Raw genomic sequence first — 23,442 nt, 5'->3', positions numbered from 1 at the left:
TGCATCGGGCCGGACCCGGCAAGCCGGGTGTCAGGCCTGGCCCGATTCCAGCACGTCCAGTGCATAGGCCAGGTCCTGCGGATACCCGCTGGTGACCGTCACCCGCTCCCCTGTCACGGGATGGTCAAAGGCAAGCTGGCGTGCGTGCAGCCACTGCCGCGTGAGCCCCAGGTTGGCGGCGAGCCGGGGGTCGGCACCGTAGGTCAGGTCTCCTGCGCAGGGGTGGCGCAGCGCAGAGAAGTGGACCCTGATCTGGTGCGTACGGCCGGTCTCAAGATGGACCTCTACCAGGCTCGCCTTGCCGAAGGCCTCGAGGACTTCGTAATGGGTTATCGACGGCCGGCCGTCCTCGATCACGGCAAAGCGCCAGTCATGGCCCGGGTGGCGGCCGATGGGGGCGTCGATGGTGCCGGTCAGGGGGTCAGGGAGTCCCTGCACCACTGCGTGGTAGACCTTGTCCACGGTGCGTTCCTTGAAGGCCCGCTTCAGCGCGGTGTACGCCCGCTCGGACTTCGCCACAACCATCACACCCGACGTACCGACGTCGAGCCGGTGCACAATGCCGGCACGCTCGGGAGCGCCCGAGGTGGAAATGCGGTAGCCCGCGGCGGCGAGTCCGCCCACCACGGTGGGTCCTACCCAGCCGGGCGAAGGATGGGCCGCGACACCCACGGGTTTGTCGACGACGACGAAATCGTCGTCGTCGAGCAGGATATCCAGGCCTTCCACAACTTCCTCCACAACTTCCAGGGGATCCCGACGTTCCGGGATGGTGACGTCCAGGACGTCGCCAGCCGCGAGCTTCGCCGATTTGCCCATGGCCTTACCCTGGTTCAGGACGTGGCCTTCGGCCAGCAGGGCCGCAGCGACGGACCGTGATACCCCCAGGAGGCCCGCCAGTCCTGCATCCGCCCGCGTCCCGGCGTACTCGTCGGAGACCATGATCCGCTCACTCATGGCCGGGCTTGTCCTTGTGCGCGCTGCCCAGCCGGGTCCCGTCCAGGGCGATGCCGCGGATGGTCAGGATGCAGATGATGGCGACGGCGGATACGACGGCGGAGTCGGCGATGTTGAAGATGGCAAAGTTGGGAAGTTGGATGAAGTCCACCACATGTCCCATGCCGAAGGATGGCTCACGGAAAAGCCGATCGGTCAGGTTTCCCAGGGCACCGCCCAGCAGCAGGCCCAAGGCCAGGGACCACCAGGCCGAGCCAAGCCGACGCACCTGGAAAAGAATCGCGATGGCGACGCCGGCCATGATGATCGAAAACACCCAGGTGACGTTCTCGCCGATGGAAAACGCGGCACCGGAGTTGCGGATGAAATACCAGTGCAGCAGTGGGGGCAGCACTGGGATCCGCTCCCCTTCCACCATGGTGGAAGTGACCCAGAGCTTCGTCAGCTGGTCCAGGACGTAGGCAAAGACCGCGAACCCGGCGAACAGGGACAGCAGCACAGGCCGGTGGGGCCGGTTCGGGGGCGGGACAGGGCGTGCCGCATCCGCGGCAAGTTCGTCAGTCATGGTGCTTTCAATTCGGGGAACTGGGATTCAATGCCGAAAGCCGGTGGCCGAGGAATCCTCAGCCACCGGCTTTCAGAATACGTGCTGCCAGGCTTAGTTGGCTTCGCTGACTTCCGGCGTCGCCACGGAGCCACGAGCTTCGAGGTCGCGGAGCTGGCCTTCGATGTAGGCCTTCAGGCGCGAGCGGTAGTCGCGTTCGAAGCCGCGGAGCTGCTCCACCTTGCGTTCCAGCACGGAGCGCTGCTGCTCCAGTGCACCAAGGATCTTGCGGGACTTCTCCTGCGCGTCGTTGACGAGGCTGCTGGCTTCGATCTGCGCTTCGGCGATGATCTTGTCCTTCTGGGCCTGGCCGTCGGCGACGTGGCGGTCGTGCATCTGCTGTGCCATGGCCAGCAGGCCGGCAGCGGATTCGGCGGAAGGAGTGGCAGCAGACGCGGGCGCGGCCGGTGCGGCGGCAGCCGGAGCAGCCGGCTGGACGTCCTTCTTCTTGTTGGCTTCGGCAGCCTTCGCCTCAGCCTCTGCCTTCTCGCGGGCCTCGTCCTTGTCGGCCTTGACCGGCGCGGGGACCTTCTCCACCACAGGGGCTCCGGCGGAGCTTGCCGGAACGCTGGAACCGGTTTCGGCGAGCTTCTTGCGGAGCTCGTCGTTTTCCTGGTTCAGGCGGCGGAGTTCAACGACGATCTCGTCCAGGAAGTCGTCAACCTCGTCCTGGTCATAGCCCTCGCGGAACTTGGTGGGCTGAAAGCGCTTGTTGACAACGTCTTCTGGCGTCAAAGCCATCTGGTCACCTCACTGGTCTGGTTAGTCAGTAGGCCTTCCGGCCGTCAAAACTACGGTACCTAAATTTGGTCTGCTTACTCTAATTCAACACTGCGGTGTCAAACGGGAGGGTTCTTCGCTTTACAGTAGCTGTTCCGGGAAGGATCGGACTGCATTGCTGGGTCTGGTTGGCATTTCAGGCCAGGCCTCTGGTGACGCTCATCGCGATGCTGACGCCGATGAACAGGATCAGGAAGCCCAGGTCCAGGGAGACGCCGCCGAGCCGGAGCGGCGGGATCAGCCGCCGCAGTCCCTTGAGTGGCGGGTCTGTGATGGAGTAAACGGCGTGGGCCACAACCAGGGCCGCGCCCCGGGGCCGCCATTCCCTCGCGAACATCTGCACCCAGTCGAAGACCAGGCGGATGATGAGGGCTACGAAGAACAGCAGCAAGGCGAGATAGAGAAGTCCGAAAACAATTCCCATGACTTATTCCATATCTCCATATTCATGCGGCGCCTTCGTGGCGGGGCCCGCTGTGTCTACCGCTGTTGTCTTGTCTATTTCAGCACAGATGCCAGACAGGTGTCCCTGCCTGGCATCTGATAGCAGCCCTGGAGCTTAGCTTTGGTTAAAGAAGCTGGCCTGCGTGTCGCTGGCCTTCTTGTCGTCGCCGATGACTTCCACGTAGGACGGTGAGAGAAGAAACACCTTGTTGGTGACCCGCTCAATGCTTCCCCGCAGGCCGAAAACCAGCCCCGCTGAGAAGTCGACCAGGCGTTTGGCATCGGCCTCGCCCATGTCCGTAACGTTCATGATCACGGGGATGCCATCGCGGAAACTCTCGCCGATGAGCTTCGCATCGTTGTAGGAACGCGGGTGGATGGTCGTGATCTGGCGCAGACCGGTGTTCTCTTCGCGGCTCGAGGCCGCGCGCTTTATGGGGGTCACAGGGGCGCGGTATTCCTCTTCAGGGGCGTAGGACGCCTCGCGGCTGACTTCGCGGACGGGTGCCGGAGCACGGCGTTCCTCGCGGTCAACTTCCATGGGTTCGTCCTCATCCTTACGTGTTGTCTCTTGCTCGGACTCGTAATGCTCATCGCCGTCGGCGAGCCCAAGATAGATCATTGTCTTGCGCAGAGCGCCGGCCATGGTCGACTCCTAATCGTGTCCCGTAAGCGGGCCGCCCAATGACTTGACAGCACTGGAGTCCCCCGCCCATCACTTCCAACAGGACCGACGCTACCCCACGGCGGGACGGGAACCGAGAATATCGGAACCGATTCGCAGGTGTGTCGCCCCGAACCTGATGGCGGCCTCGAGGTCCTGGCTCATCCCCGCCGAGATTCCCACTGCACCGGGGTGGGTTGCCACCAGCCGGGCGGAAATTCCGGCCAGTTTCTCAAAGGGCGGCTCCGGTGGCGCCCCCAGCGGTGCCACCGCCATGACGCCGGCGAGGTTGAGTACATGCGACCCGGCGATCTGATCAGCCAGGGCGGACACGTCGGCGGGAGCTGCCCCGCCCCGGTGCGTGCCGGCGTCCTCCTCGAGACTGACCTGGATGAAGCAGTCCAGCGGGGCACGGCCGTTGCTGTCCATCTCGTTCCGGACTGCCTTCGCCAGGGCTTCCACCAGCTGTGGCCGGTCCACGGAGTGGACGGCGGCAGCGTAACGCGCCACGGACTTGGCCTTTTTGGTCTGCAGCTGGCCTACGAAGTGCCATGTCAACGGCAGGTCGGCCAGTTCCTGGGCCTTCGCGGCGGCTTCCTGGTCCCGGTTCTCGCCAACATCCCGGACGCCAAGGGCGGCAAGGCGGCGGATGTCCCCGGCCGGATGGAATTTGGTGACCACGATCAGGGCCGGGAGCCGGTCAGCGCGGCCGGCGCGTGCCGCTGCTGCAGCAATCCGCTCCCGAACGGCTGAAAGCCGCCGGGCCAGTTCCGCCGTCCGGGGATCCACGTCCTGCCCCTGCCCGGTGCCCGCCGGCTCAGTCATGGCACCAGAGCAGGCCTGCGAACCGGCCAGTGTTGGCATCCCGGCGGTAGGAGTAGAGCGTTTGGGTCTCAAGCGTGCACGGGCCGGTGTACTCGATGTCCACCCCGGCAGACTCAAGCTGGGTTCGGGCGCCGGCGGGAAGGTCGAGGGCGGGCGTTCCCCAAGAGGTCGTGCTCCGGGTGGCCGGCACCGCGGCGGCCACCTCATCCCGCAGGGGGGCGGGGACCTCGTAGCAGGCGCCGCAGATTGAGGGACCCAGCCATGCCCGGATCCGGGAGGCGCCAAGGGATGCCATGGCCTCCACGGCTGCGGGGATGACGCCATGCGCGATTCCAGGGCGGCCAGCGTGGACGGCGGCCAGGACCGGTCCGGCAGCGGAATCCCCTGCGAGCAGCACGGGAATGCAGTCCGCCACCATCACGGCCAGGGGGACTCCCCGGGACACCATCGCGTCAGCTTCAGGGGCGGGCGTTTCCCCGTCCATCAAGACCACGGTGGTGCCGTGGACCTGGTTCATGAAACGCAGCGACCGGGGCGCCAGGCCAATGGACTGCTCCAGGCGTTCGCGGCGCCCCTGGACGGCGGTGGGGTCGTCCCCCACGTGCAGGGCAAGGTTTCCTGCCTGCACATCGGTGAATGCGGCCGACACCCCGGGAAGGATGTCGGCCCGCCAATGGAACAAACCGCTGCCTACTTCAGGAAGTCGGGGACATCCAGGTCGTCCGGGTGGGTGCCGGTCAGGTCCGGCTCCACCACAGAGGGCAGGTCGACGTCGAAGCCCGAGTCGGCCGGGACGGCCGTGGGACGCTGCTGGCCCCAGTTGCTGAGGCCTGCCGCCCCGACGCCGGCGTGTACCGGCTGGGCGTTCTGCTGGTGGTTGCCGCCGCCCTGCTGGTGCGCGGAGGCGGGAGCGGCTGCAGGCGCGGCCGGCCGCTGCGGCGCGACCTGCGGCTGGGACTGGTCCATGGAGGGCGAGGTGGCCTTGACGTCGTCGAAACCGGCCGCGATCACCGTGACGCGCGCTTCATCGCCGAGGGCGTCGTCGATGACTGCGCCGAAGATGATGTTGGCTTCGGGGTGGGCGACTTCCTGGACAAGGCGGGCGGCCTCGTTGATTTCGAACAGGCCGAGGTCGGAGCCACCCTGGATGGACAGCAGGACGCCGTGGGCGCCGTCAATGGAGGCTTCCAGCAGCGGCGAGGCGATGGCCAGTTCGGCCGCCTTCACAGCCCGGTCTTCGCCGCGGGCGGAGCCGATGCCCATGAGGGCCGAGCCTGCGCCCTGCATGACCGACTTGACGTCGGCGAAGTCCAGGTTGATCAGGCCCGGGGTGGTGATGAGGTCAGTGATGCCCTGGACACCGGACAGCAGGACCTGGTCGGCGGAACGGAAGGCATCCAGGACGGAGACGTTCCGGTCGCTGATGGAGAGCAGGCGGTCGTTGGGGATCACGATCAGGGTGTCCACCTCGTCGCGCAGGGCGTCGATGCCGGCCTCCGCGGAACCGGCGCGCCGCCGGCCTTCGAAGGTGAACGGACGGGTGACCACACCGATGGTCAGGGCACCGAGGGAGCGGGCGATCCGGGCCACGACGGGGGCGCCACCGGTACCCGTACCGCCGCCTTCGCCGGCGGTGACGAACACCATGTCGGCACCGCGCAGGACTTCCTCGATCTCGTCAGCGTGGTCTTCGGCAGCCTGCTTGCCCACCTCGGGGTTGGCGCCGGCGCCGAGCCCACGGGTCAGCTCGCGTCCGACGTCGAGCTTCACGTCGGCGTCGCTCATGAGCAGGGCCTGGGCGTCGGTGTTGATGGCGATGAATTCAACACCCCTGAGGCCGACCTCGATCATGCGGTTGACTGCGTTCACGCCACCGCCGCCGATGCCGACGACTTTGATGACGGCCAAGTAATTCTGCGGAGCTGCCACGTTACGTGTCCCTTGTTCGTGTCTTATTGCGAAAACTGATGGAGTACTTGAAGGCTGCAACGTTAACCCTCGAGTTGAAGGTTATAGTTATGTCAAGTAACTCTTGTTTGTGACGGTATTTCCTCTGGCTCACACATTCAATAACCGGGTCCGCGTGTCGGATTAATACCGGGAAAGAAAGCGCTCAGCGCGTCACGGGGTGCCGGGGCACACTGACATCGTAGACCCTGACCGGGTTCTTGGGGTCCGCCGGAGCCTTGAGGAGGGCGGCCAGGACCTTGGCCTTGAGTTCCTTCTCCGAGGCGTTCCCCCACACGATGGTCTGGCCGTCCACCAGCTTGAGTTCGACGGCATCAACGGACTGTGCGGACGCGTTGGACAGCTTCGCCAGCACATCCGCCGGCAGGGCTCCCAGGACCGCCGCCGTGGCGCGGAACAGGTCCTGGCCGATCGCACCGGCGCCGCCGTCGATGACCGGCAGTGCAGCCGACGCCGGGTCGTCCGTCGTCGCGAGCTGGACGCCGTCGACGTCCACCAGCTGGTACTGCTCCCCCTGCTTGACCAGGGCCACCGGCACCCGCTCATGTACTGCCACAGCCAGGGTGGACGGTGGCCGTGCCTCAACGGAAACGGACTTGACCTGGACCAGGGAACCGAGGAGCCCGCTGACGTCCCCGTCACTGATCTGCGGCAGCGGCTTGCCGCGCAGTGGTTCAAGGGCAGCCTGGATCTGGGCAGGCGTGAGGATCCTGGTGCCCGTGACCGTGATGGTCTGCAGGGCAAGGACAGGCGAGTAGACCGCGGCCACCAGCAGCCCTGCCACCAGCGCGAGCACGGCACCCACTGCCAGCAGGACCTGCTTGCGGCGCCGCCGGCCCCTGGGTTCGGGAAACGCCAGGACCGTTGCCCCGGAGGTTTCCCGTTCCTTCGCCGGCTTTGGCTCAACCGGATCCGGAATGCTGCGGGATGCGGTGATCACGTCGCTGTCGGCAGGGGTTGGCGCGGGAGCGCCCTTGCGGGGCCCGGTGGTGCTCCCGTTCCCGGTACCCGGCCGGCTGGTCCGCTTGGGTGGAGAGTAGGTGGGCCGGCGGGAGCTAGGCACGCAACGCCTCCACGATCCTGGGGCCGAACGCTGTGACATCGCCGGCGCCCACTGTCAGGACAACGTCCCCGTCCGCTGCTGTTCCGGCGAGGGTGTCGACGGCGTCAGCCGCAGTGACCAACTGGCCGCCCTTTCCGAGGTGGTCGGCGATGAGTTGGCTGGTGACGCCGGGAATGGGGTCCTCCCTGGCCGGGTAGATGTCCAGGACCAGGGCGGTGTCGGCGAGGTTGAGGGCCTCGGCGAACTCCGCCGCGAATTCGCGGGTCCGGGAGAACAGGTGGGGCTGGAACAGCACGTGGACTTTGTGGCCGCCTGCCACTGAGCGTGCTGCGGTGAGGGCAGCCCGGACCTCAGTGGGGTGGTGTGCATAGTCGTCGAAGACCCGCACGCCCCGGGCCGAGCCTTTCAGTTCGAACCGGCGCGAGGCGCCCGAGAAGTGGGCCAGCCCAGCCGCCGCGGCCTCCGGGGCAACTCCAAGTTCCAGTGCGACGGCGAAGGCAGCTGCGGCGTTCAGCGCATTGTGCCGTCCCGGGACCTGGAGGGACAACCCGAACCGCGCCCCCGCCGTCGACACGGCCACGTGGCCGGGACCGCCGTCGTCAAGCCTGACGTCCGCACGTCCGTCCGTCCCGTACAGGACCACCCGGGTGTTCCCCCGCGCCCTGGTACGCTCCGCCAACGCCAGCGCGCCGGCGTCGTCCGCGCAGGCCACTAAGAGGCCATCGGCGGGCAGCAGCCCGGTGAAGCGGTCGAACGACTCGTAGACGGCCTCGGCGGTGCCGTAGTAGTCAAGGTGGTCTGGCTCCACGTTGGTGACAACCGCGATGCGCGGCCGGTAGTTCAGGAAGGAGCCGTCGGACTCGTCGGCCTCGGCGACGAAGATGCCGGACGTGCCATGGGCAGCGTTGACGCCAAGGGCCGGAATGTTGGCGCCGACGGCGAAGGACGGGTCCAGCCCCGCCGCTTTCAGCAGTACGGTGATCATCGACGTCGTGGTGGACTTGCCGTGCGTCCCGGCGACCGTCACCACGGTGTCGTCTGCCATGGTGGCCGCGAGGGCCTGGGACCTGTGCAGCACCGGAAGGCCCGCCTGGCGTGCAGCCGCCAGCTCCGGATTGTCCCCGCGTATCGCCGACCCGGCCACCACGGTCTGGGCATCTGCGAGGTTCGCTGCCGCGTAGCCGACGGCGATGCGCGCACCCGCTGCGGCGAGGTCGGCCATGACGGGCAGGTCCTTCGCATCCGATCCGCTCACGGGGACGCCGCGCGCCACCATGATGCGGGCCACGGCGGACATGCCGACTCCCCCGATGCCGATGAAGTGCACCTTGCCAAGGGATTCGAGGCTTGGCGTGTTGTGGGGGCTCATGCAGATACCGCTTCCAGGACAAGACCAGCCATGCGCTGGTCGGCATTTCGGATACCGAGCCGGTAGGACTTGGCTTCCATTTCGGCGAGCCGTGCTTTATCGGTGATCAGAGGAATCAGTTCACGGGCAATCCATTCAGGGGTGAAGTCCCTGTCCGGGACCAGGAGCGCCCCGCCTGCCGCCACCAGGCCGGCCGCATTGAGAGCCTGCTCCCCGTTGCCGATAGGCAGCGGCACCAGGACAGCCGGGACGCCGACGGCGGCAACCTCGCTGACCGTGGCTGCGCCGGACCGGGCCAGCAGCAGGTCGGCAGCGGCATAGGCAAGTTCCATGCCGTCGATGTACTCGACCTGCCGGTAGCCCTCAGCTGCGAGCGGCTGGCCGGCCCGGTCCAGCACGGTCTTGCCGCGGCCGGTGATGTGGAGGGTTTGGATTCCGGCAGCGGAAAGTTGTTCGACCGCCGCGGCGATGGCCCGGTTGATGCTTTGTGCACCGGAGGAACCACCCGTGACGATCAGGGTGGGCTGCCTGGCGTCCAGTCCCAGCGCTTCCCGGGCGGCCGTACGGTCGGCTTTGCGGTCGAGGCCGGAAATTTCCTTTCGCATGGGCATGCCCACGTGGACCGCGTTGCGCAGCGGGGTACCCTCGAACGCCACGGCGACGCGGCCCTTCAGGAGCGCGCCTACCCGGTTGGCCAGACCCGGACGCGTGTTCGCCTCATGGATGACAATGGGGGTACGGCGCTTCCGCGCGGCGAGGTACATGGGTGTGCAGACGTATCCGCCCACGCCCACCAGCACATCAGCCTGGGCCCGGTCCAGGATGGCCCCCGCCTGGCGGACAGCGCCGGCAAGGCGGCCGGGCAGGCGGAGCAGGTCCGCGGACGGCCGGCGCGGAAACGGAACCCGGTCGATGGTGGCCAGCTCCACCCCCGCAGCCGGAACAAGCCGGGTTTCCATTCCGGCGGGTGTCCCGACCGCCAGGATGGAGGCCCCGGGCGCTTCGCTTCGGAGCGCGGCAGCGATGGCGAGCAGGGGGCTGATGTGGCCCGCGGTGCCGCCACCGGCGAGGACGATGGAAGGTTGGGTCGCAGTCATGTGGGGTTAGGCACGCTTTCTGGAAATCTTGGGTTTGTTCTTGTCCCGCCCTGCCCGGCCCTTGAACTTCAGCATCCGCTTGGGACGCATGGCCGGCGCCATCTGCTCCCTGGCCAGGGACAGGACCACGCCCACGGCGCACAGCGACATCAGCAGGGCCGAACCGCCGTAGGAAATGAAGGGCAGCGGCACGCCGATGACGGGCATCAGGCCGGTGACGACGGACATGTTCACGGTTGCCTGGCCCAGCAGCCAGACCATGATGGTCCCGGCCAGCACGCGGTGGAACAGGTCCTCCTGGGCCACCACCACACGGTAGATGGCGGCGCCGAGGATCGCGAAGAGGACCAGGACGACGACGGTCCCCACCAGGCCGAGTTCCTCGCCGATGATGGCGAAGATGAAGTCGTTGTGGGCTTCGGGGATCCAGCTGTACTTCTGCCGGCTCTGCCCAAGTCCCACGCCCAGCCAGCCGCCGGATGCCAGCCCGTACATGCCGTTGGTGGCCTGGTAGTTGGCGTCGATGCCGTCGGCGCAGGACTGGCCGGTCCACCAGGATGTGATGCGGCACATGCGGTTGGAACTTGTGACGGCCATGACCGCTGTGCCGGCAGCGGCGATGACGCCGGCGATGCCGAAGAGATAGAGGGGAACCCCTGCGAAGAACAGCGCCGCAGCCATGATCATCATGATGATCATGGCGGTGCCGAGGTCGTTGCCGACAAGGATCAGCACGATGACGACGGCCGCCACGGGCACGGCCGGGATCAGCACGTGCTGCCATTGGGCGAGAAGCCGTCCCTTGCGGGCCAGCACGGTCGCCAGCCACAGGGCGAGGGCCAGTTTTGCCGCCTCGGAGGGCTGGAAGGTGATGCCGCCGAGGTCAATCCAGTTGCGGTTGCCGTTGACCTCGTCGCCCACCACCTGCACGAGCCCAAGGAGCAGGACCGCGATGCCCACGGCGGGCCACGCGAGCCGCTTCAGCCATACGACATTGATCCGGGACAGCACGAACATGGTGAAGATGCCGATCGCGGCGAAGACGCCCTGCTTCAGTGCATCGCCGTAGGGGGACTTTCCGGCGGCGATTGATTCGACGCTGGAGGCGGAGAGGACCATCATGATGCCAATCGCCGTCAGGGCCAGCGTGGCGCCGAGGATGAGGTAATACGTGGAGCCGTTCCGGGAGGTTCCGGTGCCCTCCAACGCTGACCAGAAGCGACGGTAGGCGTTGCGCAGCCTGGCTCCGGCCGGGGCGGGGCGCCGTGCTGCGGTGGCCGTGGAGCCGGGGCGCGGCTTGCCACCCTTGGCCCGGGTGGGCGTGCTGACCATTGTTACTCCTCGCCGGTCTGGGCCTGCCCTTCCACCAGCTCGCGGACAGCGTCGATGAAAGCACCACCACGGTGAGCGTAGGAAGAGAACTGATCCATGGAAGCAGCTGCCGGAGCCATCAGCACGGTATCGCCGGTTTCGGCGAACCGTGCAGCTGACGACACGGCCCAGGACATCACCTGTTCTCCATGGCCGGGTGAACCGGCCGGGATGCCATCGGCTGCGGCAGTCTGCACTCCTTCAGTCTCACCCGCCCCCCGTTCGATCACCGGGACATCGGGCGCGTGTCGCCGGAGGGCTTCCCGGAGCTGCGAGGTGTCAGTTCCGATCAGTACCACCGCTTTGAGGCGGGCTGCATGGTCCCTGACGAGGTCGTCATAGCTCACGCCCTTTGACAGGCCGCCGGCAATCCAGACCACGTTGCTGAAGGCCGAGAGGGATGCCGCCGCTGCGTGCGGGTTGGTGGCTTTGGAGTCGTTGACCCACAGAACGCCGTTCATCCGGGCTACGGGCTGGATGCGATGGTCGCCCGGCACGTAGTCGAGGATGCCTTGTCGGACGGCCTGGGCATCAACACCGTACGCGCGTACCAGGCCTGCCGCCGCCAGGGCGTTGGCCACCATGTGCCGCGGGGCAAGGGGGCCAAGGTCGGCCATGGACGCGAGCTCCGCAGCGCTGTTGCGGCGTTCTTCGATGAAGGCCCGGTCCACCAGCAGCCCCTCCACCACACCGAGCATGCTGACGGCCGGCGTGACAGTGGTGAAACCCACGGCGCGGCACCCCTCCACCACGTCGGCGTCTTCCACCATCCGTTCGGTTTCCACCTGCTCGGCGTTGTAGATGCACGCTTTCTGCGTCCGCTCGTAGACCTTGGCCTTGTCCGCCAGGTAGGAATCGTAGGAGCCGTGCCAGTCCACGTGGTCTTCGGCCACGTTGAGGCAAACGCTGGCCACCGGCGAGAGTGATTCCGCCCAGTGCAGCTGGAAGCTGGACAGCTCCACCGCGAAGACGTCATAGTCCACTGGATCGCGGAGGGCATCAAGGATCGGGGTTCCCACGTTGCCGACGGCGATCGCCTTGAGGCCGGCGGCCCGCAGCATCGATTCGGTGAGTCCCACGGTGGTGGTCTTCCCGTTGGTGCCCGTAATGGCGAGCCAGTCCGCCGTCTTCCGGCCTTCGCGGATCCGCACGCGCCAGGCGAGTTCGACGTCGCCCCAAACCGGGACGTGGGCCCGTGCCGCTGCGGCCAGCAGTGCCTGGTCGGGACGCCAGCCGGGAGAGGTCACGATGAGTTCCGGGAGCGCGCCATCAATGCGTGGGATGTGGGTGACGGCATCGGCGCCCAGCAACACGTCCGCGGCGCCGACGATCTTCAGGGTGTCCGCGTGGGCCCGCGCGGTGTCGCTGGTGGCGGCATCCACCACTACTACGCGTGCGCCCAGTTCAATCAGGGTGTCGGCGGCCGCGAAACCGGAGACGCCGATGCCGGTGACCACGACGCGCAGGCCGGTCCAGTCGGAGTCCCACGAAACGAGGTTTGCCAGTCGGGGGGAAACGGTCACAGCAGTACAACCCATTCTGCGTAGAAGATGCCCAGGCCCACGGCGACAAAGAGTCCGCCCAGGATCCAGAACCGGACTACCACGGTGACTTCCGCCCACCCCTTCAATTCGAAGTGGTGCTGCAGTGGTGCCATTTTGAAGACACGTTTTCCGCCCGTGGCCTTGAAGTAGCCCACCTGGATGATGACGGACAGGGTGATCAGCACGAAAAGGCCGCCCACGATGCCCAGCAGGAGCTCGGTCCGGGACAGAATGGCGAACCCGGCCACGGCGCCGCCGATGGCCAGCGAGCCGGTGTCGCCCATGAAGATCTTTGCCGGGGAGGTGTTCCACCAGAGGAAGCCCACCAGTGCGGCGCTCAGGATGGCGGCAAGCAATGCCAGGTCCAGGGGGTCCCGCACGGAGTAGCAGCCGCTGCCGGCTTCCCGGGGTGAGCCACAGGCCTGGTTGCTCTGCCATATTCCCATGAGGGTATACGCGCCGAAAACCATGATGGAGGCTCCGGCCGCAAGCCCGTCCAGGCCGTCGGTGAGGTTCACCCCATTGGTGGCGGCGGTGACGATCAGGTTCGACCAGATGACGAAAAGGACGGCTCCAAGGACGGTGCCTCCAAAGGCGAGGTCAAGCCAGGGCAGGTCGCGCACCAGGGAGATCTTCGTCGATGCCGGAGTCAGTCCGGCGTCGTTGGGGAAGTTCAGTGCCAGGATGGCAAAGACGATCCCGACGGCTGCCTGGAGGATCAGCTTGGCCTTGGCATTGAGCCCGAGGCTGCGCTGGCGGGAGATTTTGATGAAGTCGTCCAGAAAGCCGACCAAGCCCATGCCCACCATGAGGAACAGCAGGATAAGGGCTGAGGCAGAAGGGCCGGGCGAATCGGGGTTCATCATCAGCATGATGAGGTGGGTGAGCCCATAGCTGAGCAGTACGGCGGCCACCACCACGGTCCCGCCCATGGTGGGTGTTCCGCGCTTGGTGTGGTGGGAGGTGGGGCCGTCATCACGGATGAACTGCCCATAGCCCCGGTGAACCAGGAGCCGGATGAACAGCGGGGTGCCCACAAGGGCGCACAGCAGGGCAAGGCCTGCGCCGATCAACAGAGCAATCACGGCAGAGTGCTCCTTTCGCCGGCGGGGGTGGGGGTTGGTGGCAATGCTATCCGATCGCCCAAATGGCGAAGCCCCACGCTGTTGGAGGACTTGAACAGCACCAGGTCGCCCGGCTGAAGTTCCGCATCGAGGATGAGGAAGGCCTCATCCACGGTTTCGGCGAAGATGCATTCGTCGCCCCAGGATCCCTCCTGCACGGCGGAGACGTAGAGGGCCCGTGCTTCCCGGCCCACCACCAGCAGCCTGGAGATGTTGAGGCGGACCACCTGGGTGCCAACCGCCGTGTGCTCGCGGATGGAGTCCTCACCGAGTTCCAGCATGGCACCCAGGACGGCCCAGGTGCGGCGGCCGCGGCCGAGGTCGGCAAGGGTCCGCAGCGCAGCACGCATCGATTCCGGATTGGCGTTGTAGGCGTCATTGATCACGGTGACGCCGTCCGGCCGTTCGGACCGCTCCATGCGCCAGCGGCTGGCGGCCGCCTGGTTGCTCAATGAATCAGCGATGTGGTCCCCGGGGACTCCTGCCGCCCAAGCAGCTGCGGCCGCGGCCAGCAGATTGCCTGTGTGGTGGGCTCCAATGAGCTGGCTGGCCACGTGCCGCGGAGCGGCACCGTCCGGCAGTTGGAGGTCGAATTCGGGGCTGCCTCCGGCATTGGTGTCCGCCTTCAGTGCCTGCACCTGGGCGTCTAGGCGTCCCTCTGCGGAGAATCCAACTACGGTGGCCTGCGTGCGGCTGCGCATGGCGGCGACGCGTTCGTCGTCGAGATTAATGATGGCGGTCCCGGCGCCGGAAAGTCCTTCAACCATCTCGCCCTTGGCCAGGGCGATGTTCTCCACTCCCCCGAACTCGCCGGCGTGGGCTGTCCCCACTGCCAGGACGACGCCGATGTCAGGCTTGACCATTTCGGACAGGTACCGGATGTGGCCGATTCCGGTGGCGCCCATTTCGATGACCAGGTAACGGGTGTCCGTTGCGGCCCGGAACACGGTCAGCGGAACGCCCACCTCGCCGTTGTAGGAGCCTTGCGGCGCAACGGTGTTGCCCTGCGTGGCCAGGATTCCGGCCAGGAGATCTTTGGTCGTGGTCTTGCCGGCCGAGCCGGTGATGCCCACGACGGTCAGCTTGTCTCCGGCGTCGGCGCGGGCGGCGCGGATGCGGCGGACGGCCTCGGCGGCGAGGGAACCCATCGCCAGGACGGCGTCGGCGACGACGATTGACGGGTAGGCTGCGCCGTCAGGGGCGGTGACCGGGTGCTCCACGAGAGCCAGGACGGCCCCGCCGGCAAAGGCTGCGCCAATGAAGTCATGGCCGTCGGCGTGCTCGCCCGGCTTCGCGACGTAGAGCGAGCCCTGGGTGGCTTCGCGTGAATCCGTCACCACCGAGAGGGGCGTGATTCCGGGATCGGCGTCCAGGCGCCCGCTGGTGATTTCGGCGATTTCCGCCGCAGTAAATGCAATCATCTCGGTCTAGGACTCTATCCGGTCGTCGGGGAGAACGTTGAATCCCCTGGCTGTCAAGGCGGTGCGCAGTTCCACCCTGTCGTCCAGGGCAACGTTGACCCCTTTGACTTCCTGCCAGACCTCATGGCCGCGGCCTGCCACGAGAATCGTATCCTCGGGATGTGCCAGGGCCACGGCGTGCCGGATGGCTTCGTCCCGCGGGAAGACTTCCAGCAGCCCGGCACCCAGGGACTCAGCGTCAATGGCTTCCCGCGCCCCGGCCATCACGTCGGCGCGGATCGCCGCCGCGTCTTCGTCGTGCGGATCGTCATCGGTGATGATCACGGTGTCCGCGAGCCTGGCGGCAATGGCTCCCATGGCGGGCCGCTTGCCCTGGTCGCGCTGCCCGGTGGCGCCGAACACAACGATCAGCCGCGAGCCCGGTTCCGGCGACCGTACGGCTTCGAGGGCGCGGGCCAGGGCGTCGGTGTTGTGGGCGAAGTCCACCACGGCGGCGGGTTTTTCCGCGACGAGCTGCATTCGCCCCGGCACGGCCACGGTGAACGGATCGGCGTTGTCCAGGGCTGCCTGAAGGTCTGCCGGGTCCACGCCGGAGGCGAGCACCATGAGCGCCGCCAGGGCGGCGTTGGCCACGTTGAAGCTGCCGGGCAGCCCGGTGTGGATGTCCAGGGTGGTCCCGGCGGGTCCGGTGAGGGTGAAGTCGGTGCCAAGCCCGCGGGGCGAGGACCGGGTCACTGTCCAATCGGCGGGGCTCTGTCCGCTGGTGCTGAGCGTGATGAGGGGCACCTGGCTGCTGTTGGCCAGGCGCTGGCCCCACTCGTCGTCGACCGTCACCACCGCAGAGCGGGCGCGCTCCGGCATGAAGAGCTGTGCCTTGGTGGCGAAGTACCCGTCCATGGTGTGGTGCAGGTCCAGGTGGTCCTGGGTGAGGTTGGTGAATCCGGCGACGTCGAAGACCAGTCCGTCCACCCGCTGGTATGAGATGGCGTGCGAAGACACTTCCATGGCCGCCGCATCCAGGCCCCGCTCGTGCATGAGGGCCAGAAGCCCGTGGACCTCCGGTGACTCGGGGGTGGTGAGGAGGCTCGGGATCGGCTTCCCGCCGGCCAGGATCTCTATGGTGCCGATCAGCCCGGTCTGCCGGCCCAGGGCCCGCAGCAGAGACGTGATGAAGTAGGTCGTGGTGGTTTTTCCGTTGGTTCCCGTAACGCCGAAGAGCTGCAGCGGGGTGCCGTCAGCGGACTGGCTCCGGTAGATCATGGCAGCAAGCGGCCCCACCTCGTTGCGTGGCTTGTCCACGACAAGCACGGGCACGGGGGTGTCCGCGGAAAGGGCAAGAAGGCGTGCGCCGGCGTCGTCGGTGAGGACGGCTGCCGCCCCGGAACCGATGGCGTCAGTGACAAAGTCGGCTCCGTGGCGCGTTGCCCCGGGCAGGGCGACGTACAGGTCGCCGAGCTCGATGGTGCGGGAGTTGATGGAGATACCAGTGATTTCCACGTCCGCGGCAGGAGCGGGCACGGCAACGCCAACGGCCTGCCCGACGGCGGCCAGCGGGACTGCTGCCACGGCTGCGGGCCGGAAACGGCCTGGGTTTTCGTCCCGGGCCGTGTCGCTGCCGGGCGTGCTGAACTCTGACAAGGGGATCTCCGATGGTGCTAGTGCGTGCCCGGCATGGATCGTGCCGGGCACTGTGGTGCGCTGGATGCTGCTGGTACTCGCGGCGGCGCAGCGGCTACTTGGCGTACTGCGGCAGTCGTGCCGGCTCGCCGGTGGACGGCTGGACGTTGTAGGTCCGAAGCGTCTGGCTCATGACGGACCGGAACACCGGACCGTTGGTGATGCCGTAGATGCTGCCCTTCGGCCGCTGAAGCACCACCTCAACAATAAACCGCGGATCATCCATCGGCGCCATTCCGACGATGGAGGCGGTGTAGCCGCAGTAGCCGCTCTTGCCGTCGTCGCACGGTGACTCGGACGTTCCCGTCTTGGCGCCCACACGATAGCCATCGATGCCTGCGTCCTTGATTTCACCCTCGGTGACGGCGCTCTCCAGGATGTCCTGGACCTGCTGGGCAGTGTTCTCGGAGACAACCTGCCGTGAGGGCTGCGCGGGAACCTTCTCCTCCGTGCCGTCGGGTGAGATGTACGAGTCGATGAGCCGGGGCTGCAGCATGACGCCGTTGTTGGCGATGCTTTGGTAGGCGCGCACCGTCTGAAGCGTGGACTGGGAAACGCCTTGCCCGAACAGGACGGTGTACTGCTGGCGTCCGTCCCACTGGTCCGGCGGGGTGAGGATGCCCGATGCGGTTGCCGGAAGCCCGATGTCGGGCGCCTCGCCGATGCCGAACTTCTTCAGCCAGTCGTAGCGCTGTTCCTTACTGAGCCGCTGGCCGGCCATGACAGTTCCCGTGTTCATGGAATAGCCGATGATGCCGGCCAGTGTCCGTTCCTCAGTCCCATGGGTGAAGGCGTCGCTGAATGTCTGCCCATCCACGGTGTAGGTGGGCGGAATAGTGAAGTGGTCCAGGGGGCTGGCGAGCCCTTCGTCGATAACGGCAGCAGCGGTCATCATTTTTTCAACCGAGCCGGGCTCGTAGGCTGCGGTCACCGAGCGCACGCCGCGGTCTTTTGCGGCCACCAACCCGGGATTGTTGGGGTCCGGGGCGTTGGTGTCCGCCAGCGCGAGCAGGTTCCCTGTTTTGGCGTCCATCACGATGATGACGCCCCATTCGGCGCTGAGCTTGTCCGCCTGGCTTTGGATGGCCTGCTGCGCAAAGTACTGCAGATCCGAGTTCAGGGTGAGCTTGACGTTCTTGCCGTTTTGAGGTGGCGTCAGCTCGTCAAGGCCAACGGGAATGCGGAGCCCATCAGCCCCGATTTCGAACAGGCGCTTGCCGTCCTTGCCCTTGAGCTGGTCATCCTGGGTCTGCTCGATGCCGGCTTGTCCGGTGGTGCCGTCCTGGAGGAATCCCACCACTCCCCCGGCCACGGCCCCGTTGGGGTAGACGCGCTTGCTGACACCCTCCGCAACGATGCCGGGAACCTGGAGCTTGGAAATGCGGTCTTCCACATCGGGCTTCACTTCCTTGGCCACGATGTAGTAAGGCTTCGCGCCCGTAACGGCATCCCGCACGGCGTTGGTGTCCATGCCAAGCGCCGAAGCAAGCTCCGAGATTGCCTGGTCGCGGGTGACATCCACCAGCTTGTCGTGGCCGTCGGCCTGGGGCTCGAGCCGTTTGTAGGAGTCCGTTTTCGTGTTGACGCGCTGGTCAACCACGATGTTGTAGCGGATGACGCTGTTCGCCAGGACGGTGCCGCGCGAGTCCAGGATGCTGCCGCGCTCGGCGGGTAGGATCGCGGACGTCATCCGGCTGTTCAAAGCCGCTTCAGCCATCCCCCCGACGTCCAGTCCCTGGACCAGGAAGAGCTTCCCGCCTACCACCAGCAGGAGCGTGAGCATGATGCCCAGTCCCAAACGCAAGCGCTTCGTGGCGTTGGGTGCCTTGCTTTTTCCTGCCTTGCCGGTCGTCTCCGCCACCTTGATATTCCTTGCTGCTCGACGCTGCTGCCTGTCCTGCCTGACGGCCTACTGTCCGGGGACCTTCTGCTGGGGTGCCGGGATGGATCCGCCGTGAAGTTCGGGGGCCGGCACGGCAGCGGCGGCAGCAGCGGCCTGGGCGGCGGCCGCAGCCTTCGCGGCATCGTTGGCCGCGTTGGCGGAGGCGGCGTCTGCCGCTGCCTTGCCGGCGTCGGCAGCTGTGGCCGACCTGTCCGCGGCGGTGGCCGACTTGTTCGCGCCCGCATCCGTGGCAGCGGGCGGCACAATAAGCTGGCCTGCCACGGCGGGCGATGGAATCACGGCTCCCGCCGCAGCCCCCTTGACCGCGGGGGTGGCCTTTCCAGTGACAGAGAGTGTGGACAGGTCGATCTGTCCCTTGACGGTGGAAGCCACCATTCCCAGCTCAGTGGCCTTTGCCGCCAGATTCTGCGGGGCCTCGAAGTTCTGCACCTGCTGGGTGAGGTCCTGGTTCGCCTTGGTCAGGGAGCTCTGCTTGGCGCGCAGCTCCACTAACTGGTACTGGGCGGTGGATACCGAGATGTTCAGCACCAGGACAGCGATCAACGCCGCGGCGAGCATGGCGAAGCACAGCACCACGAACGGGGCACGGCGCTTGCGCGGGGCACTTTGGACCACAGAGAGGGGCGTGCGCTCCTTCCGTCCCCCACCGGGTTCGCCTGCTGGCCTGCTGTCGGCCGCCGAACTGCCGGGCACGATGGGAAAGTTCTTGACGGCGGCGGTGCTCATGCAGCTCTCCTGGCTCTGATTCGTTCTGCCGCGCGAAGCCTGGCGGATGCAGCGCGCGGGTTTTCGGCGATTTCGGCGGCGGTTGGCACCTCGGTGCCTTTGGTCAGGGTCTTGAGTTCAGGTTTGTGCTCTTCCAGCTCGACCGGGAAACCAAGCGGAGCGGAAGACTTGGAGCGGGCCTGGAAGACGCCTTTGACGATCTTGTCTTCCAGGGAGTGGTAAGACATGACGACGATGCGGCCGCCGAGGGCTAGGGAGTCAACGGCGGCAGGAACGGCGCGCTCCAGGACGTCGAGTTCTTCGTTGACTTCGATCCTCAGGGCCTGGAAGGTCCGCTTGGCGGGATGGCCGCCCGACTTTGCAGCGGAGGCAGGGACCACGGAACGGATCTGCTCCACCAGTTCCCCCGTGGTGGTGAACTTCTTGACCGCACGTGCCGCGACGATTCTGTTGGCGATGCGTCCTGCAAACTTTTCCTCACCCCACTTGCGGATGATCCGGACCAAGTCCTCTTCGCTATAGGTATTGACAACATCCGCTGCGGTCTGTCCACGACTGGTGTCCATCCGCATATCGAGCGGCGCGTCGAAGGAATAGGCAAAACCGCGCCCACGCTCGTCCAACTGAAGGGACGAAACCCCGAGGTCCATCAGGATCCCGTGCACTTCGGCCACGCCAAGGTCTGCCAGGACGTCCTGGATCTCGTCGTAGACCGCGTGCACCAGGTCAGTCCGGGCAGCGAAGGGGGAAAGCCGCTCCCCCGCGAGGGCCAGCGCTTCCTCGTCACGGTCGATGCCAATGAGGTGGAGGTCGGGAAACCGCTGGAGCATTGCCTCGGAGTGGCCGCCCATACCGAGGGTGGTGTCCACTGCCACGGGGGTTTCGCCGCGGAGCCTTGCGGCTTCAAATCCCGGTGCCAACAAATTGATGCACCGGTCGCGAAGGACCGGCACATGGCGTTCGGACGTGGGTTTGGGCTGGTCGGTCATGCCTGTCCTCTCCCGCCGTCGTTGTCACTTGCTGTTTCCGGGACCAGATCCCCATCCGCGCCTACCGTTCCGCCCGCCTGGCTCCGGGGAAGGTGAGCCAGGTTGACAGCCGATGGGCCGGCTGGAGATCTCATCCAGGAAACCCTGCTGCCCCGCTCCCGGAATTCAGAGAATTCCTGGAATGGGATCGTCAGTTTCGGAAAAGGCCGTTTCCTTCTCCGCAAGGTATTCATTCCAAGCCTGGGCGTCCCAGATCTCGGCGCGGGTACCGGCGCCGATAACGGCGAGTTCCCTTCCGAGCCCTGCATACTCCCGGAGCGCCGGTGGAATGGTCACGCGCCCCTGCTTGTCAGGTACCTCGTCCGAGGCTCCAGAGAGAAATACGCGGATATAGTCACGCGCCTGCTTGGAGGAGATTGGTGCCTCCCGCATCTGCTCGTGGACCCGTGCAAATTCCTTCTCACTGAAGACGTAGATGCAACGTTCCTGGCCCCTCGTGAGCACCAGACCGCTGGCAAGTTCCTCCCGGAACTTAGCGGGGAGAATGATCCGTCCCTTTTCATCCAGACGCGGCGAGTGAGTGCCCAGAAACACTGGCCCACCGCCTGTCCGCTGTCAGGAACTGCACATCCCCTAATGTTGCAACCACCCTCTTATGTCCTCCACATTACTCCACTTTCCACCACAGTCAACGCAAAACCACCCGGCAGGCAGCGTTGTTGTGGGAAAAATTCCTTGAATTGCCGGGTTTTTGCTCCGGTGGTGGAAAGTGGAGGACTTTTCGCAAGCGCCCCCCGATCAGCCCTGGCGGCGGCCGGAAGAAAGCGCATGCAGGCCACCGCGCGCCGTTAAACGCGAAAAGACCCGCCGAAGCGGGTCTTTTCGTGAACTCCCCTGCTCGCGGGGAGCGAAGTGGAGGAGGCTGGCGCCGTCGGGCGGAGTGGCTAGGGCTCACCCTTGCGGCGTTCGTCCCAGCGCTCTTCGAGACCGCTCATGAACGAGCTCCGCGGCTTGCCGGACTTTCCGCCGGCTGCTTTGGAGCCTGCCCTTCCGCGGGAACTTCGCATGGTGGCGAAATACACTCCGCCGCCCATCACTACGAAGCCCAGCACGCCAACAAAGATGTTTTGGAGGGTGACACCGACCAGCAGCAGGAAGACGCCGGCGAGTGCACACAGGACCCCAATAACCACATGCCTTGTGGACCATGAACGACCGGGGTCCGAACCCATTGAGTTCGCGAACTTCGGGTCGTCCTCGTGAAGCTGCTTCTCAAGCTGCTCAAGCAACTTCTGTTCGTGCTCCGACAGCGGCATCACGACCTCCTTTTGTAGGCCAACGTCCGGGCTGGTCCCAGCCACTACTACTGCACCGTAAAACGCCTGCTGTTGCTGGAAAGTTCCCGTTCCGCCGTCACTGGCAAAAACAGGAACCCAGCACGCGTCCGCGGGAGCGGGAGCATGTCCAAGAGGGTCCGGCAGTAAGTCCATTCACTCAAAAACTATGTATATCTAAGGATAGATTGTTGAGGGCTGATCTGAAAGACGGCAATGACTTCGGCGGGCCCGTCAGGCAAGCCGCTCCGCCCCGCCGCCGGGCCGGTTTTCGGGCTCCATCAGACGGGCCGGCAGGACGGACTTGTTGCCGAACTTGCGGGTCACTTCATCCAGGACCTGCTCGGCCGCGCGCCAGTTCTCATCCCTGCGGTCGATGCTCAGCTGCAGGGACGTCCGGGCGGTCTCCTCGAGCTGCTCGGCCCGCACGCCCACCAGCCGTACCGCCATGGCCCTGCTCCCGAGCGACTCCAGGAGCTGCAGTGCCACGGCGTAGATCAGCTGGGCACTGTCCACCGGTGTCTGGACGGTCCTGCTGCGGGTGACGGTGGAGAAGTCGGCGAAGCGCAGCTTCAGTGCCACCGTACGGGCCACCATTCCGGAACTCCGCAGGCGGCCGGCGGTCCGGTGCGAAAGTCGCAGCAGCTCCCGGCGAAGGAGGGCGTCGTCGTCGGTGTCCGTGGCGAACGTCTCCTCGGCCCCGATGCTTTTCTCCAGCCGGACCGGAGTGACGGGACGGGGATCGATGCCCCAGGCCAGGCGGTGGACATGCTCCCCGGTGGCACCGAGGACCTTCTTCAGTGCGGACACCGGAGTGGCCGCGACGTCCGCCACCGTCCTGATTCCCATTTTTGCCAGGACTTCCCCGGTCTTGGCCCCCACACCCCACAGTGCGCCCACGGGGAGGCTGTGAAGATAAGGCACGGTTTCGTCCGGTGTGATCAGCAGGAGCCCGTCGGGCTTGCACCGGGTGGACGCGATCTTGGCAACGAACTTGGTTTCGGCGATGCCGACGGAAGCAGTGATGCCCAGTTCCGCTGCCACCCGGCGGCGGATCAGTTCACCGATTCCCCTGGGGGGACCAAGCCGCCGCAGGGCCCCGGTGACGTCCAGGAAGGCCTCGTCCACGCTGAGCGGCTCCACGAGGCCCGTAATGGATTCGAAGATGGCCATCAGCTGCCCGGACACCTCGTAGTACAGCTTGTGCCGGGGTTCGATAATCACTGCCTGCGGACACATGCGCATGGCGACAGCCATCGGCATAGCTGACTTCACGCCAAACGCGCGGGCCTCGTAGGACCCGGAGAGAACAACCGACCGCTCACCCGGGAAGCCGACAATCACCGGCTTGCCGCGCAGCTCGGGGCGTGTACGGAGCTCCACCGAGACAAAGAAGGCGTCCATGTCCACGTGCATGATGCACGTGCGCCGGCCGCCGGGAAGGCGCGCGGCGGATGGCTGATTTGTTCCTGCGGGCCCCACGCGTGCAATCCTATCGGCTTGCCGGGCCCGGACAGCTTGTCGGGGCCGCATAAACAGGCTGGCTAAACTGGAGGCTGGTTCCGCCAACAACTCCAGGAGG

The 23,442-nt window shown here is 66.2% G+C and carries 22 protein-coding genes; all 22 read right to left on the bottom strand.

Annotated features, from left to right (window positions below; all coding sequences use genetic code 11):
• Positions 1–30 precede the first annotated feature (30 nt).
• Positions 31–957 carry an RluA family pseudouridine synthase gene (locus ACTJK0_RS15965; protein WP_110544594.1) on the bottom strand — a complete coding sequence of 309 codons (927 nt, stop codon included), beginning with the start codon at positions 955–957 and terminating at the stop codon, positions 31–33.
• Complete coding sequence (gene lspA, locus ACTJK0_RS15960) at positions 950–1,522, bottom strand: signal peptidase II (protein WP_110544595.1); 573 nt, start codon at positions 1,520–1,522, stop codon at positions 950–952. The genes ACTJK0_RS15965 and lspA overlap by 8 nt, the downstream gene beginning before the upstream one ends.
• 93 nt (positions 1,523–1,615) lie before the next feature.
• Complete coding sequence (locus ACTJK0_RS15955) at positions 1,616–2,302, bottom strand: DivIVA domain-containing protein (RefSeq protein ID WP_110544597.1); 687 nt, start codon at positions 2,300–2,302, stop codon at positions 1,616–1,618.
• Between the two features lie 175 nt (positions 2,303–2,477).
• Positions 2,478–2,765 carry a YggT family protein gene (locus tag ACTJK0_RS15950; RefSeq protein WP_043453045.1) on the bottom strand — a complete coding sequence of 96 codons (288 nt, stop codon included), beginning with the start codon at positions 2,763–2,765 and terminating at the stop codon, positions 2,478–2,480.
• 135 nt (positions 2,766–2,900) lie between these two features.
• Positions 2,901–3,431, bottom strand: a complete 531-nt coding sequence (locus ACTJK0_RS15945) for a cell division protein SepF (RefSeq protein ID WP_440745847.1) — start codon at positions 3,429–3,431, stop codon at positions 2,901–2,903.
• A gap of 90 nt (positions 3,432–3,521) precedes the next feature.
• Positions 3,522–4,274, bottom strand: coding sequence for a YggS family pyridoxal phosphate-dependent enzyme (locus tag ACTJK0_RS15940; RefSeq protein ID WP_440745846.1), 753 nt, complete (start codon positions 4,272–4,274; stop codon positions 3,522–3,524).
• A complete protein-coding gene (locus tag ACTJK0_RS15935) occupies positions 4,267–4,956 on the bottom strand; it encodes a polyphenol oxidase family protein (protein ID WP_440745845.1) in 690 nt (229 codons plus the stop codon). The genes ACTJK0_RS15940 and ACTJK0_RS15935 overlap by 8 nt, the downstream gene beginning before the upstream one ends.
• 8 nt (positions 4,957–4,964) lie before the next feature.
• A complete protein-coding gene (gene ftsZ / locus ACTJK0_RS15930) occupies positions 4,965–6,203 on the bottom strand; it encodes a cell division protein FtsZ (RefSeq protein WP_110544604.1) in 1,239 nt (412 codons plus the stop codon).
• 184 nt (positions 6,204–6,387) lie between these two features.
• Positions 6,388–7,305 carry a cell division protein FtsQ/DivIB gene (locus ACTJK0_RS15925; protein ID WP_440745844.1) on the bottom strand — a complete coding sequence of 306 codons (918 nt, stop codon included), beginning with the start codon at positions 7,303–7,305 and terminating at the stop codon, positions 6,388–6,390.
• Entirely contained in the window at positions 7,298–8,674 is a 1,377-nt protein-coding gene (gene murC, locus ACTJK0_RS15920) for a UDP-N-acetylmuramate--L-alanine ligase (RefSeq protein WP_110544608.1), read from the bottom strand. The genes ACTJK0_RS15925 and murC overlap by 8 nt, the downstream gene beginning before the upstream one ends.
• Positions 8,671–9,771 carry an undecaprenyldiphospho-muramoylpentapeptide beta-N-acetylglucosaminyltransferase gene (murG, locus tag ACTJK0_RS15915; protein WP_440745843.1) on the bottom strand — a complete coding sequence of 367 codons (1,101 nt, stop codon included), beginning with the start codon at positions 9,769–9,771 and terminating at the stop codon, positions 8,671–8,673. Before murG ends, murC begins: the two co-directional genes overlap by 4 nt.
• A gap of 6 nt (positions 9,772–9,777) precedes the next feature.
• The gene (ftsW, locus tag ACTJK0_RS15910) at positions 9,778–11,103 is read right to left on the bottom strand and encodes a putative lipid II flippase FtsW (RefSeq protein ID WP_440745842.1); all 1,326 of its coding nucleotides are present in this window, start codon (positions 11,101–11,103) and stop codon (positions 9,778–9,780) included.
• A gap of 2 nt (positions 11,104–11,105) precedes the next feature.
• A complete protein-coding gene (murD, locus tag ACTJK0_RS15905; protein WP_440745841.1) occupies positions 11,106–12,680 on the bottom strand; it encodes a UDP-N-acetylmuramoyl-L-alanine--D-glutamate ligase in 1,575 nt (524 codons plus the stop codon).
• Positions 12,662–13,771 carry a phospho-N-acetylmuramoyl-pentapeptide-transferase gene (gene mraY, locus ACTJK0_RS15900; protein WP_110544615.1) on the bottom strand — a complete coding sequence of 370 codons (1,110 nt, stop codon included), beginning with the start codon at positions 13,769–13,771 and terminating at the stop codon, positions 12,662–12,664. Before mraY ends, murD begins: the two co-directional genes overlap by 19 nt.
• Complete coding sequence (locus tag ACTJK0_RS15895; protein ID WP_440745840.1) at positions 13,768–15,231, bottom strand: UDP-N-acetylmuramoyl-tripeptide--D-alanyl-D-alanine ligase; 1,464 nt, start codon at positions 15,229–15,231, stop codon at positions 13,768–13,770. The genes mraY and ACTJK0_RS15895 overlap by 4 nt, the downstream gene beginning before the upstream one ends.
• 6 nt (positions 15,232–15,237) lie before the next feature.
• The gene (locus tag ACTJK0_RS15890; RefSeq protein ID WP_440745839.1) at positions 15,238–16,869 is read right to left on the bottom strand and encodes a UDP-N-acetylmuramoyl-L-alanyl-D-glutamate--2,6-diaminopimelate ligase; all 1,632 of its coding nucleotides are present in this window, start codon (positions 16,867–16,869) and stop codon (positions 15,238–15,240) included.
• A gap of 94 nt (positions 16,870–16,963) precedes the next feature.
• Positions 16,964–18,769, bottom strand: coding sequence for a peptidoglycan D,D-transpeptidase FtsI family protein (locus ACTJK0_RS15885; RefSeq protein ID WP_440745838.1), 1,806 nt, complete (start codon positions 18,767–18,769; stop codon positions 16,964–16,966).
• 48 nt (positions 18,770–18,817) lie between these two features.
• Entirely contained in the window at positions 18,818–19,537 is a 720-nt protein-coding gene (locus ACTJK0_RS15880; protein WP_440745837.1) for a hypothetical protein, read from the bottom strand.
• On the bottom strand, positions 19,534–20,526 hold the full coding sequence (gene rsmH / locus ACTJK0_RS15875; RefSeq protein WP_440745836.1) for a 16S rRNA (cytosine(1402)-N(4))-methyltransferase RsmH: 993 nt from the start codon (positions 20,524–20,526) through the stop codon (positions 19,534–19,536). Before rsmH ends, ACTJK0_RS15880 begins: the two co-directional genes overlap by 4 nt.
• Before the next feature lie 165 nt (positions 20,527–20,691).
• The gene (gene mraZ, locus ACTJK0_RS15870) at positions 20,692–21,120 is read right to left on the bottom strand and encodes a division/cell wall cluster transcriptional repressor MraZ (protein ID WP_018763545.1); all 429 of its coding nucleotides are present in this window, start codon (positions 21,118–21,120) and stop codon (positions 20,692–20,694) included.
• A 350-nt stretch (positions 21,121–21,470) separates the two neighbouring features.
• Positions 21,471–21,842, bottom strand: coding sequence for a DUF3040 domain-containing protein (locus tag ACTJK0_RS15865; RefSeq protein WP_440745835.1), 372 nt, complete (start codon positions 21,840–21,842; stop codon positions 21,471–21,473).
• A gap of 252 nt (positions 21,843–22,094) precedes the next feature.
• Positions 22,095–23,276 carry a DNA polymerase IV gene (dinB, locus tag ACTJK0_RS15860; RefSeq protein WP_220034413.1) on the bottom strand — a complete coding sequence of 394 codons (1,182 nt, stop codon included), beginning with the start codon at positions 23,274–23,276 and terminating at the stop codon, positions 22,095–22,097.
• Positions 23,277–23,442: the final 166 nt, after the last annotated feature.

Source organism: Paenarthrobacter sp. 22069, assembly GCF_052046035.1.
In the GTDB taxonomy this organism is placed as follows: domain Bacteria; phylum Actinomycetota; class Actinomycetes; order Actinomycetales; family Micrococcaceae; genus Arthrobacter.
Note: the sequence above shows the minus strand (reverse complement) of the source record. Positions and strands in the feature narration are given on the sequence as shown.